The organism is Vibrio sp. YT-17, assembly GCF_033337375.1.
In the GTDB taxonomy this organism is placed as follows: domain Bacteria; phylum Pseudomonadota; class Gammaproteobacteria; order Enterobacterales; family Vibrionaceae; genus Vibrio; species Vibrio alginolyticus.
The window spans coordinates 149,875-164,583 of sequence record NZ_JAWOQP010000008.1 but is presented as its reverse complement, the minus strand read 5'-3'; the positions used below and the strand labels follow the sequence as shown (position 1 = coordinate 164,583).

The window sequence follows — 14,709 nt, the reverse complement described above, 5'->3', positions numbered from 1 at the left end:
CTCCTTTCTTATTTATCTTTCGATGACATCTGTTCTTTCAGTTTTGCCAACTCTTTTTCAATTTCGTCTTGTGCCTGCAACTCTGCAAACTCTTGTTCTAGCGATTTAGCATTACCGGTTTGAGCATACAGGTCTGCTTCCGCTTCCATTTCATCCACTTTACGTGAGTATTGCTCGAATTTCGCCATCGCTTCATTAGTACGGCTAGTGTGCAGGTGTTTTTGCACATCACGACGGTTAGATGCAGTTTGGTTACGAATTGCTAGTGCTTGCTGTTTTGCGCGCGTTTCAGCAATTTTGCTTTCCAACTTACCAATCTCGCCAGTAAGCTTATCGATCGTTTCTTCCACTAAGGTTTGCTCAGTGTGGAGGCCTTTAATCACTTGCTCTAGCTTTTGCTTTTCAATTAACGCTGCACGAGCTAGATCTTCACGCTCTTTAACTAATGCTAAGCTCGCTTTTTGGCCCCATTCGCCAATTTGCTCTTCTAACGTTTCAACCTTACGAGCCAACTCTTTCTTGTCTGCAATCGCTTTAGCCGAGTTAGTACGCACTTCAACAAGTGTGTCTTCCATTTCTTGAATGATAAGACGGATCATTTTTTCAGGATCTTCCGCCTTGTCCAGTAATGCACTGATGTTTGAGTTAACGATATCTGCAAATCGAGAAAAAATACCCATAACGGAACTCCTCTTTTTTCCTATTAAAACTCGACAAGGTGGTGATTAACCTTGTGTCTCCCTGAATATATAACAAGTAACGTGCCAACTTATAATTTTCTTTTAAATCAGAGTGTTATTCATTTTGTTGTCGTTACACACTATTGTGCTATGATGTTTTTCACCAACTGTTGGTGAAATTTACCAACTCTATCTCTAAATCATGGCTCGGCTGTTAAATAAGAAGGACTTTATGAAGCAAAACCTGATTGGTGAATCACCTGCTTTTCTCGCTGTACTAGATAAAGTATCACAACTTGCACCCATTGAGCGCCCTGTCCTCATCATTGGTGAACGAGGTACGGGTAAAGAACTCATCGCTCAGCGTTTGCATTATTTATCAAGACGTTGGGATAAACCACTACTATCACTCAACTGTGCGACATTAAGCGAAGGGCTAATAGATTCCGAATTGTTTGGACATGAATCCGGCTCCTTCACAGGCTCTAAAGGTAAGCATAAAGGGCGTTTCGAGCGTGCCGAGGGCGGTACTTTGTTTCTTGACGAGCTGGCGACCGCACCACTTTTAGTTCAAGAAAAGCTATTACGCGTCATCGAATATGGTGAATATGAGCGAGTTGGCGGTCATACCGCTCTCAATGCGGATGTTCGACTTGTTTGTGCAACCAATGCCGACCTACCAAAATTGGCAGAGCAAGGTGATTTTCGTGCAGATCTGCTCGACAGGCTAGCCTTCGATGTCATTATGTTACCGCCTCTTCGCGAGCGCAAAGAAGACATTCTCTCTTTAGCAGAGCACTACGCGATGAAAATGTGTCGTGAACTGCAACTGGAATACTTTGTCGGTTTTACCCCAAAAGCGCAGCAGTCGCTTATTGAATATGAATGGCCCGGTAACGTCCGCGAACTAAAAAACGTGATTGAACGTGCGATTTACCAACATGGTCTGAATGCTCACCCAATTGATGAACTGGTTTTCAATCCTTTTGAAACGGTTTGGCACAGCGCGCTTGGCCATAGTGCAAAACAAGCAGAACAACAAGAAGAGGAAGCATCAAGCAACACCATCCAATTCCCTCTAGACTATAAACAATGGCAAGAGGAACAAGATATCCATTTACTCAATCGTGCATTGGAAGAAGCCAAGTTTAATCAACGTCAAGCAGCCGAGCTACTTGGCTTGAGCTATCACCAATTACGAGGGATGGTTAGAAAATATGGTTTGGTCGGACAAAGCTAACTTGACCGAGAGTACTCAATCAATACACGAGCTCGTGACTGCGCTCTAATTCGCATGCATTTATGGCATAACACCTTACAGTGTATGGATTTTATGTTTGGAGCGAGTTCACAAAGGTGATAAATTAGCGAGATCATTTTCGCTTGTTAGCTTTGAAAGAGTAAGATCAAACGAAACGAGCAAGATCCAATGAACATTTCATATTATGAATGCTTTTATAAGATTATCGCTGAGCCTTATTGGGATTAGCCTACTGACCGCTTGTGGCGATGAAATTGACCACAATGATATTCGCAAAGCTGGCTTTGTGTTTTGCGGACAAGGTAAGCCGACCACGTTTAACCCTCAGCTTATTGATAGCGGTATTACCGCAGAGGCTCTGAGCCCGCAGCTGTACGATACGCTGCTCACGCTCGATCCTAAATCACATCAGCCCGTGGCAAGCATCGCCGAGAGTTGGTCAGTAAATGAATCAGGGACGGAATACACGTTTAAGCTTAAACGTGGTCTTAAATTCCAAACCACACCTTGGTTCACACCCACTCGCTCATTGAATGCAAAAGATGTGGTATTTAGCTTCAAGCGAATCATCGATGTAGACCATCCTTTTCACCAAGTAGGTGGTGGTTTTTATCCATGGTTTGCAGGGTTAGATTTTCAAAACCTACTCCAAGACGTGGTTGCAATAGATGAGTATACGGTAAGGTTTACGTTATCTCAGCCAAACTTTTCTTTCTTGGCCAATATTGCCACCAGCCATGCGGTTATCTTGTCTGCGGAGTATGGACAGCAATTGGCAGCAAAAGATCATAAAGAAGAAATCGACCAACTTCCTATCGGTACCGGCCCTTATCAATTAAAAGAGTACCAAGTGAACGACTTGATTCGATTAGAGCGTCATTCAAATTACTGGAAGTCACCAGCAAAAATGGAACAAGTGGTGTTCGATATCTCTCACAGAGGGACGGGTACATTAGCTAAACTTTTAAGAAACGAGTGTGACGTACTCTCTTCACCTATTTCGAGCCAAATACCTGTCATTCAAGAAAATGACAACCTTGAGCTGACGGCTACACCAGCTAACAACGTTTCCTTTATTGCGATAAACACAGAAACCACCGCGCTGAGTGATGCTCGAGTTCGCCAAGCTCTTAACTTAGCGATCAACCGTCAAAATATTTTAGATTCGGTTTACTACGGAACTGGCTCCCAAGCTTATACCTTGCTACCACCTAATTCATGGGCTTATCAAAAAGACAGCGTAAAAATTCGTTATGACCGGAATTATGCATTGGCACTACTTCGAGATGCAGGCTACGAAGACGGCCTAGAATTGACCATGTGGGTACCACTTGAACCACGTGCTTTTAACCCAAGCCCTCGCAAGACCGCAGAGCTAATCCAAGCGAATTTTGCCGATATTGGGGTTAAATTAACGCTACTTACCGATGATAGGTTTGAACGTGTGGATTTGGAGAACATCAACGATATCGATTTACTTTTAACTGGTTGGATTGGTGATACCGGGGATCCTGACAACTTTTTCCGCCCTTTATTATCTTGCGAGTCTGACCGCGTTGGCCTTAACGTGTCCATGTGGTGTAACGATGACTTCGATTTCTTGCTCGATTTGGCTTTAGAAACTCAAGAACCGCGTTACCGTTTGAACCTATATCGCCAAGCACAGAACATTTTGAATCAAGAGTTCCCGGTTATTCCTCTGGCGCATGGCGTGCAGTTCCGTGTGCACGACAAATCGCTGACAGGCTTCAAATCAAGCCCTTTCAATGCCCAACCGTTTGATAGAGTTGAGAGAATTCACTGATGTTTTGGTATACCGTTCGACGCTTTAACCTATTTATCATCACTTTGATGATCCTTACATTAGTGGGTTTTTCTCTGCTGCGCCTTGACCCTCTCTCGCACTGGGCAAACGTTGATTTTTGGTCTGGCTGGCAAACTTACTTGATCAACCTTTCTCAACTCGATTTTGGCATAAGTAAAAACGGCAATGCGATTTACGACGAGCTCGCCGTTGTATTCCCAGCCACTTTGGAATTGTGTTTCTTTGCCTTTTTGGTGTCCCTTTTGATCGGCATTCCACTTGGAACCGTGGCTGGGATGAAGCAAGGTAAATGGCTCGATACCAGCATTTCATTCATGTCAATGTCTGGTTATTCCGCCCCAATCTTTTGGGTTGCTCTGTTACTTATCATGGTCTTTTCATTGGAATACCAACTCTTTCCCGTTGCGGGACGGTATGATTTACTTTACGAAATTGATCATGTAACCGGGTTTGCCATTATCGACGCATTCATGGCGAAAGGCGAATACCGCGCTCATGCACTGCAAAGCGTCATTGAGCATATGGTGCTGCCATGTTTGGTGCTCGCTTTGGCTCCAACCACCCAGGTTGTCGGACTAATGCGTTCCTCGGTAGCGGAAGTGATGAGCCAAAACTACATCCGTGCAGCGAGAATCAAAGGTCTTTCTAACCGCGAAATCGTAACTCAACATGTATTGCGGAATGCGATACCGCCTATCATTCCCAAAGTTGGTGTTCAACTTTCGAGTATGATTACCTTAGCTATCATCACGGAGTCTATTTTTAACTGGCCAGGTATTGGTCGTTGGCTTTTAGATGCGCTAGCAAGCCAAGACTATGCATCTATCCAAGCTGGCGTGATGGTACTTGCGACTTTGGTTCTTACCGCTAACATTCTCTCGGATTTGATTGGCGCGATGATTAACCCTTTAGTTCGAAAGGAATGGTATGCTAACAAATAACGTTTATCAGGAAGAGCGCATTCCAACACAGTTTGAGCGTTTTTGGCGAAGCTACCGCGCCAACGGACTAGCCATGTTTGGCTTGTGGTGCTTGGTGTTTATCGTCCTTATTACCATTTTTGCGCCCCTACTTGCACCATTTGACGCCCAAGCACAGTCAGGTGAGTTGCTTGTGCCGCCATCATGGGCCCCAGCAGGAACGGTTGATTACTTTTTGGGGACCGATGACTTAGGTAGAGATATTCTTTCGCGCCTGATTATGGGCTCTCAGCTAACATTTGGCGCTGCTGTCGCCATCACCGCAATTGCTGCCGTTGTAGGCTGTTTAATTGGCGTATTGGCAGGTATGACGAAAGGCTTACTGTCGAGTACTCTCAACCACTTGCTCGATACCGTCATGTCGATCCCGTCGCTCTTATTAGCAATCATTTTTGTGGCATTTCTCGGCTTTGGTGGGTTCAATATTTTACTCGCAATCTGCTTAGCTTTGATTCCGCGTTTTATTCGCTCTGTTTATATCGCAGTCCACACCGAAGTTGAAAAAGACTACATAATGGCAGCACGCCTTGATGGAGCTAATGATTTCTACTTACTGTGGAGTTCAATTCTTCCTAACATTCTGACGGTCATTGCCGCTGAAATCACACTCGCGCTGTCTGCTGCGATTTTAGATATTACGGCACTGGGTTTTCTTGGCCTAGGCGCACAGGCCCCAAGCACCGAGTGGGGAGCAATATTAGGTGACTCTGTCGAGCTTATTTATATTGCACCTTGGACAGTGACCCTACCCGGCCTGACCATCATGTTTACTGTTATTACCCTAAACTTAGTAGGTGAAGGTGTACGTCAAGCGCTTAATGCGGGGATCGAATAATGCCGTTGTTAGATATTCGACATTTGACCATTGAGATCGAAACACCTCAAGGGTTGGTCAAAGCCGTTGACCGAATGAGCCTAACTTTGAACGAAGGCGAAATTCGTGGTCTTGTAGGTGAGTCTGGTTCAGGGAAAAGCTTAGTTGCAAAAGCGATTGTCGGGGTAAGTAAAGATAACTGGCGCATCACCGCAGACCGTATGCGCCTTGGCAATATTGACTTGCTTCAGCTTACACCAAAAGAGCGTCGGCGCGTCATTGCTCGTGATATTGCGATGATTTTCCAAGAACCTTCAACTTGTCTTGACCCTTCAGAGGAAGTCGGGCGTCAATTGATTGAATCCATTCCATCTCGCGCATTTGAAGGGAAATGGTGGGAGCGATTTAAATGGCGTAAAAAACAGGCCATCGCGCTTTTGCATAAAGTGGGTATTAAAGATCACAAGCGTTTAATGGGTAGCTATCCTTATGAACTGACTGATGGTGAGTGTCAAAAAGTCATGATTGCCATGGCGATAGCGACCAAACCAAAGTTGCTGATCGCAGATGAGCCAACCAACGACTTAGACCCGATTACCCAATCGCAAATTTTGCGTCTGTTGAGCCGCATGAACCAACTTAATAACACAACCATTCTGCTTATCGGCCACGACTTAGCGACCATAACACAGTGGGCAGGACGTATTACGGTAATGTATTGTGGTCAGTCGGTGGAGTCTGCCGATACCAGTAAAATCATTGCGGCACCCAAGCACCCGTACACCGATGCCTTGCTTAAAGCGATGCCTGACTTTAATGATTGGGTACCACACAAGCAAAAACTCCAATCCCTACCGGGCTCGATTCCGCCATTGCAGCATCTACCTATCGGTTGTCGCCTCGGACCACGTTGCCCATATGCGCAGAAACAATGTGTAGAAATTCCACACACCAGACGAATTAAGAATCATAAATTTAACTGCCACTTTCCATTGAACACGGAGAAAAAGTCATGAGTGCGTTACTTGAAGTCGATAATTTATCGAAGCAATTTGTTACGCGCTCCCGTCTGTTCAAACGCCAGGTTAATGAGGCAGTAAAACCGGTAAGCTTTACTTTAGAGCCAGGGCAAACTATTGGTTTTATTGGTCAAAACGGGTCAGGAAAATCCACACTAGCTCGTATGCTTGCTGGCGTTGTTGAACCAAGCTCCGGAGAGATCCGTGTGAATGGCGAACGATTGGAGCACAAAGATTACGCGACACGCTGCAAGCTCATCCGCATGATTTTCCAAGATCCAAACACATCGTTAAACCCACGAATCCAGATTGGTCGTATTTTAGAAGGTCCGCTAAAGCGAAATACCAACATGCCGCCAGATGCGCGCATGCAGCGTGTAAAGAACACCCTGCTCCGCGTAGGATTGCTGCCTGAGCACGCCTATTTTTATCCACAAATGCTAGCTGCCGGTCAAAAACAGCGCGTGTGTTTGGCTCGTGCACTTATTCTTCAACCTTCCATCATTGTCGCTGATGAGGCGTTAAACGGTTTGGATATGGCAATGCGCTCGCAGATCATTAACTTATTCCTCGAGTTGCAAGAAGAGATGGGATTGTCATTTGTGTACGTGTCTCAGCATATTGGCATTGTTAAGCATATTACTGATAAAGTGATGGTGATGCATGAAGGTGAAGTGGTCGAGTTTGGCGAGACCAACCAAGTACTGACTCATCCCGAGCATCCTATTACTCAACGACTAGTCGAAAGCCACTTTTATAAAGCGCCAAGCCATCAAACAAAATAGCTTATCAAAGATGTAATCGTTCAAATGTAAAGAAGCCTGCTTTAACGCAGGCTTCTTTATTGCATGGGTACTAATCAAAGAACTAACGGCGGCTCGCTTGTTTGCGCAGTTCAAAATCAAACTCGTCAGGAAACAATACGACCCCTTCTTCATTTTGATTTGGGAATACAACAATCGATAGCTCGTCATCCTCTAGACCAGAGGTCCAACGGCTGTGCCACTTGTTTAAAGAGATCGCCTCAGGCTCGCAATCTTCCCAATCACCATTCGCCCATTGCAAAGCGAACTCTTCGTTTGGCCATACTGGTACACAATCATCATCTTCTGTATTTAACATGACACAGCCATGTTCGTCTTTCAGAATCCAAACCTTACGATTCGCCACAATCTCTTTTACGCAGTACTTTAAACGTTGCTCTTCGTTGTAGCGATTAATGGTATCCATCTGCTCTTGGGTCAGTTGCTCAGACATATTCGTCTCCTATTTCCCATAGAAAAATGCCCGCAGCTAGGCGGGCATTTAAAGTATATGCTAGAAAATTAAGCTAGCTCAGTTTGAAGCCAAGGCCAACCTTGCTTCTTACGGCTTAGCGTGTTTTCCATCATTAGCATGCCGTCTTTTTCGTGCTTAACAAGCTTCTCAGCCCACTCACCTTTGTATAGAAGACGAGTTTGAGCAGTCGTGATGTCTGTTAGCATTACAGCAGCGAACGCTAGGTTATCTTTCTCACAACGAGATTCTAGGTCTGCTTCTAGTGCTTCGATCATACCGTCAACTTGCTCAAGAGTTGCAAGTTCAACCTGACCAACCACTACGTCACGACCGTTGAATGGGTAACCTTTAAGGTCTTTCTCAACAAGCTCAGCCGCTGATAGACCTTCGATGTTTGTTTTAGCAATTAGAAGATCTTTAGTGAACGCGTCAACATCTTGTACGTCTGCGATTGCCGCTAATTCAGCAACGGCATCTTTGTCTTTTTGTGTACAAGTTGGAGAAGCAAAACCTACTGTGTCAGATAGAATTGCTGACATCATTAGCTTAGCAATTTGTGGAGTAATCGCGTGACCTTCAATCTTGAACATGTTGAATAGAACAGTGTTGGTACAACCAACAGGCCAGATCCATGCTTCCATTGGGTTTACTGTCATCACGTCACCTAGACGGTGGTGGTCAACAATACCCGCAATTTCAGCTTCTGCGATATCGTCTGGTGCTTGTGCTAGATCTGAGTAATCTACTAGCCAAACGGTCTCACCCGCAACTGATGTGCGAAGCTCAGGAACTTCAGCGCCAGCAACTTCTAGGATGTGCTGAGTTTCACGGTTGATTTCGCCTTGGCGAATTGGCATAGCTTCAACGCCACGCGCTTTTAGAAGTTCAGTTGCAACGAGTGCACTACAAATACTGTCACTGTCTGGGTTCTTATGACCTACAACTAGAATCATGTTTCTTCCTATTCAAGTCAATTTTATACGCCGCCTAATACAGTTAATTAGGGCGTGTTTGCTCACAAAGGCCGATACTTTACCTGATTTCAGAGAGTTTGACACGAAGAAAAGTTCACAATGCTATTGCGAATAAATCTCATTTACATATAATGATAATTATTCCTATTTGCATTTGAGTAAACGATGAACGCGACCCAATTATTACACTCTGCACAACAGTTGTTTCAGCCTACTCAGTTTCGTTTAGCTTATAAGCGATTGCTGATCCCTATCGTCATGCTCATTTTGCTAGGCAATGAAAATACACGTGACGTAGCCGTACAGACGCTATCCGACTCATTCTGGGCGGTGTCATGCTATGTTGCTGCCACATTGGCTATTTATCATTATCTTTCAAACTTTATGTCGAAAACCAATCGAATTACCGAGCTATATCATCGCTCGCGTAATCATCAGGTTTTCTTTGCTTCTTTGTTGGGTGCTTTGCCTGGCTGTGGTGGCGCTATTGTTGTGACAACGCAATTTATTAGTGGCCGAGTAGGATTTGGTGCGATTGTCGCGGTACTTACTTCAACAATGGGTGACGCTGCCTTTTTACTTCTGGCCGCCAAACCAAGTGTTGGATTAGGCGTGGTTGGATTAGGCATTATCGTGGGTACTCTTTCAGGGTTAGTCGTTAATGCTTTTCATGCTGATAACTTTCTGCGACCAGAACCAAAAGAAGCACCTCAGACACATGCTTGTTGCCAACACCAGACAGACCGACACACACCCCTTGAACAACGTGCAATCAATCTACAAGGCGCATTTTGGAAATGGCTTATTGTGCCTGCTAGTGTCGTTGCTGTGTTAATGTCTTTCCAAATCGATATTAATCAGCTGTTGTCTTTGCAGGCCAATACCATTGAATGGCTGGGCGCTATCTTCGCGGTGATCACAATGTCGTTGTGGGCTATGACAAAAGAGCTCGGCGATTATCAGTCAACGGTCTCTGAAGATGAAAAAATCGTGGACTCACACCCGATTCAAAAAGCAGCACAAGATACGAATTTCGTCAGTGCTTGGGTGATCGTCGCTTTTCTGGCGTTTGAACTGACGACCTATTTTTCTGGACTCGACCTTGTAGAAACCTTTTCTCATTGGGGAATTTGGATGCCATTAGCTGGCCTAGCCATTGGTATGTTGCCTGGTTGTGGACCGCAAATTTTAGTCACTAGCCTATACATTTCTGGTGCAGCGCCACTTTCTGCGCAACTGGCCAATGCGATTTCTAACGATGGTGACGCCCTATTCCCCGCTATTGCAATGGCACCGAAAGCTGCTTTGGTCGCGACTATTTACTCGTCCATTCCTGCGTTTATTGTTGGATACGGGTATTACTTTTTATTCGAGTTCTAACGCTCAGAGCATCAAACGAGAAAGGAGCCGCAATAGGCTCCTTTCTTGATCTTGGTATTAGGCGATTTACTTCACGTTATGCTGTAACGATCGCTTTCGCATTGAGCCCTTTATCCACGCTCACCATTAACAACTGGCAAGGTTCTTGGTTTAGCTTTTCCCCTGTCCAGTAATCATACCAGTCCACCGGTTGATCAGACGTCAGCGTAAATTCCATCGCTCCGTAACTCGCATAATTAAACAAACAATGGAGGTCATTCTTCGTCGTTAGTTTTAAAAACGCGTGATTTAAACTCAAAGCGGTAAACTTTGCAGATTGCTGGTTACGTTGTTGACGTAACATGAGCTTAGACAGTGTCTTCTTAGCAAACGGCGTAATCTCAGGGAGCGGGTCACCAGACAGCAGCAAACCACCACTCGCTAATAACACCGTGCGATGAAATTCATACTCTTCTCTGGATGCAGATTGATTAGCTAATGAAGTGAACGTGGCGCAATCCGGGTCAATTTGCCACAATTTTCGGTGCTGCCAACTACGGTAAAAGGTTTCTTTGGCTATCTGTTCGAATCGACGACTATGACGCTCTACATCGTCAGAAACACGCATTGCATCCACAAGCCCCAGAGATGGCCACATTGGCGCGTTGCAACCTAAAAGCCACGCATCACCAGCGCCTTTGGCAATCGCTTCCATTCCTAAGCGATACGCCTCAACGCCTGTAATACCAGATTGTTTACGAACACCTTTTAAGGTGCCCCAGTAGTTTGCGTCTAATTTGAATAGCTCAACGCCCCACTCTTGACGCATAACAGAGACCACATGCGTCAGATGGTCTTGCACTTCTGGGTTTGAGGTATCGAGTATGTACCAGGGCGTGCATCGCCAACCACCGTATGTGACATCTTCTGCTTTAAGTAAGCCACCATCCTTGTGGAGAACAAACCAATCTGGATGCTGTTTGAAGATCTCCGACTCAGGCTGTGCAATGAAAGGCGCCATCCAAATTGCCGGCTTTTTTCCTTTTGCACGGATATTATGAATGAGCTCTTTTACGCCACCAGAAAACTTATCTGATGGGGTTAACCAATCGCCCATAAAGGCTTGATAGCCATCATCCAGAAGTAGCCACTCTAGGTCTTCGAGCTTATCTTGCATGCAATCCACGTTCTGCATGATGTTTTGCTCTGTCACGTCCGCGTAGTACGCGTACCACGAACACCAACCAACAGGCGCATCTTGTGTCACACCTTGGCGAACAGGATGATGCTTTGCAATCATCTCGCCATAGGTTTGATAAAGCTCGGACAGCGATTGACCACAGAGTACCGCCACGGATTCAAGTTGATTACTTTCCCAATCCGCCACTTGAGTCAACTCACCATCAATTGCGGCTGATAAAACCCAATGCCCATCACGCAGCACAACATCAAAATAGCCTGCAAAGCGATGACATGATGTGAAGCCAAATAATGTGTAGCCCGCTGAACCTTCCACCACTAAATAGTTGTAATAACGCTTAGGGGCATCTTTAGGGTAGATTCGATAAGAAGGATTATTGTCTGGGCAGCGACCAATATCAACGGGGTGATTGATCGTTCCCGCCGTTTGCGCCAACATTTGAAAACCATCCCCAATTACGTTGGCCTCGTGCTCGTACAAAAACGGCATTTCGAATAACACTTCACGGTCCGTAAAGGTTTTATTGTGAAGACCAGCAAAAGAAAAATGTAATTGATTACCCTCGACTTCAACTTGGAAGTCATTGTTATTCACAGTGATCTCAGTGTGATTTGCTAATTGAATGCTCTGAGCCATAAAGAGTCTACTCACTTAATTATTATTGTTTAGCTTGGCGCATTATCTCCTGCTTGTCTCACCCAATTCGTTACCATCATCACGAATACCAGTCTCGTTTAACGTTATGAAGTTACTATTGAGACAACGCTCACTGAAATTTTGATAAAAAAATACCAGCCCTGAGGCTGGTATTTGGATTTATGCAAACTGCACTAATTAAGCAACTTCGATCGGACCACCAAATGAAGTGACTGGCGGCACTTTACCTGTGAACTTCTCGAAGTCTACGATACATGTGTTCGCAGAAGTCGCCTGTGCAAGCTCAGAAGAACCGATGTCTTGCGTTAGCGTGTTAGGATCACCGTAGGTACAGATTGCGCCTTCTTTCTCGTTTAGAGGACCGTACCACGCACCTTCTTCGATACGAATAACGCCACGTGGGTAGCTGTCAGTCAAAACAGCACCAGCTAATAGCTGACCACGACCGTTGAATACACGTACCAAATCACCATCTTTGATGCCTTTTGCTTTGGCATCCGCTGGGTTGATGTAAACCGGCTCACGACCTTGTACCGCGTAAGTCGCGCGGAACTCTTCAGACTCACACATTTGAGAGTGCAGACGCTTATCAGGGTGGCAAGACTGCAACCAGAATGGGTATTTATCTGAACCAGGACCACCGTGTGAACGCTCTGATTTTTCGAACCACATTGGGTGCTCTTGACAGTGTTCGTAACCGTAACGGCCGATCTTGCGTGATGTAATCTCGATGAAGCCAGACGGTGTACCTAATGGGTTAAGCTCAGGGTCTTTACGGAAGTCCGCATGACGAACCCAAGGTTTACCTTCACCGAAGTCTAGTACGCTCTTCTCCCAGAACTCGTTGAATTCTGGCATTTCAAACTTACCTTCGTTCGCTTTTTTACAATCGTTGTAAAGGCTTTCGATCCATTCCATCTCGCTCATACCACGAGTGTATTCTTCGCGGCGACCAAAACGCTGAGTTAGTTCACTCATGATTTGGAAGTCAGGCTTAGATTGGAACAATGGATCAACTAGGCGATGCATCGCAATCAGACCTTTGTTCGAGTATGAACCGTATACGTCGATGTCGTTACGTTCCCATTGCGTACACGCCGGTAGAACGATATCTGAGAAACGACATGTCGCAGTCCAAGCAAACTCGATCGTTACAACCGTTTGAAGTTTGCGGAACGCTTTCTTCATGCGGTTACGATCTTGATGGTGGTGCCATGGGTTACAACCCGAGATAACCATCATCTTGAAGTCTGGCAGTTTCACTTTACCGCCGTTGTAGCTGATCTCTTTGCCAGGTTCTAGCAGACAGTCGATCCAACGTGCAACTGGGATAGTACGACTGTAGCCGTTAAAGTCGTTGTTGTCCCACTTCGGTTTCATACCTTGGTCAAGGTTACGAGGGAAACCACCAGGGCCCGCGAAACCAGTAGAAGGCACACCGATACTTGAGTAATGGTGACCGTAAGAGATACCACCACCAGGTAGACCGATTTGACCAACCATTGCAGCAACCACAGCCGCTGCCCAGTATGGCTGCTCACCGTGCTCTTGACGCTGGATACACCAACCCATCAGGATCTGTGTACGACCGCTGACTAGCATGCGTGCGAATTCACGGATCTTGTCCGCTTTCACGCCACAAATCGCTGCTGCCCATTCAGGCGTCTTCTCTACTTTGTCTTTTGTCTTACCTTGAACGTATTGAATGAACTCTTCAAAGCCTAGACAGTAAGTATCAATGAATTTCTTATCGTACAGGTTTTCGTTGTACAACACGTGTGCCACAGCGAGCATGAACGCTACGTCTGTCAGCGGGTTGATGTACAAGTGATCGTTCTCTAAGTAGCGCTGAGTTTTGTTCTTCACTGGGTCTACAGATAGAACGTTGATCTCACCTTTCGCCACTTTTTCTTTTAGTTGTGCAAGGTACTTAAACGACTCATGCGTTTCACAGTTCCAACCTACTTGAAGGTTTTTCACTGGGTCGTTAGCCCAAAGAACGATGTTGTCAGAGTTTTCTAGGATCTCAGACCAAGACGTACCTTGTGCGTAAACTTCGGTTGAACCTAGCACGTAAGGCATAATGGTTTGGCCTGCACCCGTCGAGTAGTCACCTACTTTCGTGATGAAGTTGCCGTGCATACCCACTGCACGTTGCATGTGCGCGGTACAGTTGTTAAATGAACCCGTTTGGTTCCAACCTGTTTGACCTGCATGCAGCGCCCATGGGCCGTAGTCTTTTTGAATACGTTCTAGCTCACGGTAGAACAAGTCTAGCGCTTCATCCCAAGTTACTCGGATGAAACGGTTGTTACCGCGAGTATCTGCGCTGTATTTATGTTTCTTCAACCAATCTAGACGAACCATTGGATAACGAACACGTGAAGGGCTGTAGATAATACCCTTAATGCCGTTCAACATTTCTGTTGGGTTTTTGTCTAGCTCTAGCGGCTTGATCTCTTGAACTTTACCCGCGTAGATGTGGGCGCGGAACGCGCCCCAGTGAGAACCGGTTACTTTCCAAGTACCTGTCGTCTCAACGGCATTTGCAGAGGCGGACGCCAATAAGCTAGGACCAATTACTGACGCTGCACTTGTGGTTGCTACACCTTTAAGAAAACTTCTTCGTGTAATAGCCATTTAAAATTACTCCAATCCGAC

General features: G+C 45.5%; 12 protein-coding genes. 7 read left to right on the top strand and 5 right to left on the bottom strand.

Annotated features, from left to right (window positions below; translation table 11 throughout):
• Positions 1-8 precede the first annotated feature (8 nt).
• Entirely contained in the window at positions 9-680 is a 672-nt protein-coding gene (pspA, locus tag R7F67_RS10240) for a phage shock protein PspA (protein WP_005378119.1), read from the bottom strand.
• Between the two features lie 232 nt (positions 681-912).
• Between pspA and pspF the strand changes: the two genes are divergently transcribed.
• From pspF to R7F67_RS10210, 6 genes are all read left to right on the top strand, one after another.
• A complete protein-coding gene (gene pspF, locus R7F67_RS10235) occupies positions 913-1,920 on the top strand; it encodes a phage shock protein operon transcriptional activator (protein ID WP_017820869.1) in 1,008 nt (335 codons plus the stop codon).
• Positions 1,921-2,125: 205 nt separating this feature from the next.
• A complete protein-coding gene (sapA, locus tag R7F67_RS10230) occupies positions 2,126-3,745 on the top strand; it encodes an ABC transporter substrate-binding protein SapA (protein ID WP_205390806.1) in 1,620 nt (539 codons plus the stop codon).
• On the top strand, positions 3,745-4,707 hold the full coding sequence (locus R7F67_RS10225) for an ABC transporter permease (protein ID WP_005378122.1): 963 nt from the start codon (positions 3,745-3,747) through the stop codon (positions 4,705-4,707). The genes sapA and R7F67_RS10225 overlap by 1 nt, the downstream gene beginning before the upstream one ends.
• Entirely contained in the window at positions 4,694-5,581 is an 888-nt protein-coding gene (locus R7F67_RS10220) for an ABC transporter permease subunit (RefSeq protein ID WP_005378123.1), read from the top strand. The genes R7F67_RS10225 and R7F67_RS10220 overlap by 14 nt, the downstream gene beginning before the upstream one ends.
• A complete protein-coding gene (locus R7F67_RS10215; RefSeq protein ID WP_005378126.1) occupies positions 5,581-6,576 on the top strand; it encodes an oligopeptide/dipeptide ABC transporter ATP-binding protein in 996 nt (331 codons plus the stop codon). The genes R7F67_RS10220 and R7F67_RS10215 overlap by 1 nt, the downstream gene beginning before the upstream one ends.
• A complete protein-coding gene (locus R7F67_RS10210) occupies positions 6,573-7,364 on the top strand; it encodes an ATP-binding cassette domain-containing protein (protein ID WP_005393308.1) in 792 nt (263 codons plus the stop codon). The genes R7F67_RS10215 and R7F67_RS10210 overlap by 4 nt, the downstream gene beginning before the upstream one ends.
• Positions 7,365-7,446: 82 nt before the next feature.
• On the opposite strand, the gene R7F67_RS10205 is transcribed toward R7F67_RS10210, so the two are convergent.
• Both R7F67_RS10205 and R7F67_RS10200 read right to left on the bottom strand, forming a co-directional pair.
• On the bottom strand, positions 7,447-7,836 hold the full coding sequence (locus tag R7F67_RS10205; protein WP_005378129.1) for a DUF2750 domain-containing protein: 390 nt from the start codon (positions 7,834-7,836) through the stop codon (positions 7,447-7,449).
• Positions 7,837-7,904: 68 nt separating this feature from the next.
• Positions 7,905-8,810 carry a manganese-dependent inorganic pyrophosphatase gene (locus R7F67_RS10200; protein WP_017634678.1) on the bottom strand — a complete coding sequence of 302 codons (906 nt, stop codon included), beginning with the start codon at positions 8,808-8,810 and terminating at the stop codon, positions 7,905-7,907.
• 186 nt (positions 8,811-8,996) lie between these two features.
• Here R7F67_RS10200 and R7F67_RS10195 point away from each other — a divergent pair, with 186 nt between their 5' ends.
• Positions 8,997-10,211, top strand: coding sequence for a putative manganese transporter (locus R7F67_RS10195; protein WP_017820871.1), 1,215 nt, complete (start codon positions 8,997-8,999; stop codon positions 10,209-10,211).
• 76 nt (positions 10,212-10,287) lie between these two features.
• Here the strand turns inward: R7F67_RS10195 and R7F67_RS10190 are convergent, their stop codons facing one another.
• Together R7F67_RS10190 and torA are read right to left on the bottom strand one after the other, a co-directional pair.
• The gene (locus tag R7F67_RS10190; RefSeq protein WP_205390804.1) at positions 10,288-12,027 is read right to left on the bottom strand and encodes a glycoside hydrolase family 36 protein; all 1,740 of its coding nucleotides are present in this window, start codon (positions 12,025-12,027) and stop codon (positions 10,288-10,290) included.
• 198 nt (positions 12,028-12,225) lie between these two features.
• A complete protein-coding gene (gene torA, locus R7F67_RS10185) occupies positions 12,226-14,688 on the bottom strand; it encodes a trimethylamine-N-oxide reductase TorA (protein ID WP_225455370.1) in 2,463 nt (820 codons plus the stop codon).
• Between the last annotated feature and the right edge of the window lie 21 nt (positions 14,689-14,709).

Bases quoted from the DNA above. Each gene is read 5' to 3' on its own strand.
- pspF (WP_017820869.1), top strand. From the start codon at position 913: ATGAAGCAAAACCTGATTGGTGAATCACCTGCTTTTCTCGCTGTACTA.
- R7F67_RS10220 (WP_005378123.1), top strand. From the start codon at position 4,694: ATGCTAACAAATAACGTTTATCAGGAAGAGCGCATTCCAACACAGTTT.
- pspA (WP_005378119.1), bottom strand. From the start codon at position 680: ATGGGTATTTTTTCTCGATTTGCAGATATCGTTAACTCAAACATCAGT.
- torA (WP_225455370.1), bottom strand. From the start codon at position 14,688: ATGGCTATTACACGAAGAAGTTTTCTTAAAGGTGTAGCAACCACAAGT.
- R7F67_RS10200 (WP_017634678.1), bottom strand. From the start codon at position 8,810: ATGATTCTAGTTGTAGGTCATAAGAACCCAGACAGTGACAGTATTTGT.
- sapA (WP_205390806.1), top strand. From the start codon at position 2,126: ATGAATGCTTTTATAAGATTATCGCTGAGCCTTATTGGGATTAGCCTA.
- R7F67_RS10190 (WP_205390804.1), bottom strand. From the start codon at position 12,027: ATGGCTCAGAGCATTCAATTAGCAAATCACACTGAGATCACTGTGAAT.
- R7F67_RS10205 (WP_005378129.1), bottom strand. From the start codon at position 7,836: ATGTCTGAGCAACTGACCCAAGAGCAGATGGATACCATTAATCGCTAC.
- R7F67_RS10225 (WP_005378122.1), top strand. From the start codon at position 3,745: ATGTTTTGGTATACCGTTCGACGCTTTAACCTATTTATCATCACTTTG.
- R7F67_RS10195 (WP_017820871.1), top strand. From the start codon at position 8,997: ATGAACGCGACCCAATTATTACACTCTGCACAACAGTTGTTTCAGCCT.
- R7F67_RS10215 (WP_005378126.1), top strand. From the start codon at position 5,581: ATGCCGTTGTTAGATATTCGACATTTGACCATTGAGATCGAAACACCT.
- R7F67_RS10210 (WP_005393308.1), top strand. From the start codon at position 6,573: ATGAGTGCGTTACTTGAAGTCGATAATTTATCGAAGCAATTTGTTACG.